This window comes from Micromonospora acroterricola (assembly GCF_003172955.1).
GTDB classification, from domain to species: domain Bacteria; phylum Actinomycetota; class Actinomycetes; order Mycobacteriales; family Micromonosporaceae; genus Micromonospora; species Micromonospora acroterricola.
In genome coordinates this window covers 1-843 of the sequence record NZ_QGKR01000343.1, presented here as the reverse complement: position 1 = coordinate 843, position 843 = coordinate 1, and the positions used below count along the sequence as shown (strand labels likewise).

Genomic DNA, 843 nt, shown 5'->3' with positions numbered 1-843 from the left:
ACCCGACACCGACCGAGGCGCCCCGGCCGATCTCGGGCGTACCGAGTGCCGGAACGCAGCACCACGTCGACCCGATCCCGAGATCCCGGTCGGTGACGACGTCATCGGCCCAGGGGTCACCGTCGCCGGAGACGCCCTCGGCCGACGGCGCGGAGATCGGTTGTGCCGGCGGTGCCGAGGTGGGCTCGACGGGAGGTGCGGAAACCGGCCGGAAGGGCGGTGCGGAGACCGGCGGGGAGGGCGCCATGACATGTGGCTCGATGGACGCGTCGCCCGGGTCGCTCGGCCGGTCAGCGGTGCCCGGATCGGCGTCCGGCGTCCACGGGTCACGGTCCGCGCTGGTCGCCGCGGAGGAGAGGGACGGGCCGCCGTCGGTCGACCGGTCGCCGCTCGCGTCGGCTGGCTGGCGGTCCGTCTCCGGCTTGTCCTGGTCGGACTCCGCCTCCTGCGCAGGGTTGAACCAGGCGGCCGGTCCCCCGGTGACCGGCTCGTCGGCCTGTTCCGGAGCGGGCGTCACCGGCGGTTCGGACGGCGGCGGGGGTACGTAGCGGCGCGGCATGCCGGGTGCTATCGGAAGCACCGGCTCGGCGTCCCCGGTAGGCGTCGGCGTCGCGGCGGTGGACGTCGGAGCAGCGGACGTCGCGGCGGTGGACGTCGAGCCGGTGGGCGTCGCGGCGGTGGGCGTCGGGGTCGACCGGGCATCCGAGACCTGCCACGTGGGCGGCGGCGCGACCGGCGGACGCCCGTCCGCCGTCGGGCCGGACCGCTCCGGCGCTGTCGGGCGGTCCGGTGGCGTCGGGCGGTCCGGTGGCGTCGGGCGGTCCGGCGCTGTCGGGCGGCGGT

General features: G+C 77.2%; 2 pseudogenes. One reads left to right on the top strand and one right to left on the bottom strand.

The features are described 5' to 3' along the window. Positions 1-517, bottom strand: a pseudogene (locus DKT68_RS28980) (hypothetical protein); the annotation flags it as partial. Positions 518-557: 40 nt separating this feature from the next. Between DKT68_RS28980 and DKT68_RS32275 the strand changes: the two are divergent. Continuing rightward, a pseudogene (locus tag DKT68_RS32275) lies at positions 558-843 on the top strand (hypothetical protein); the annotation flags it as partial.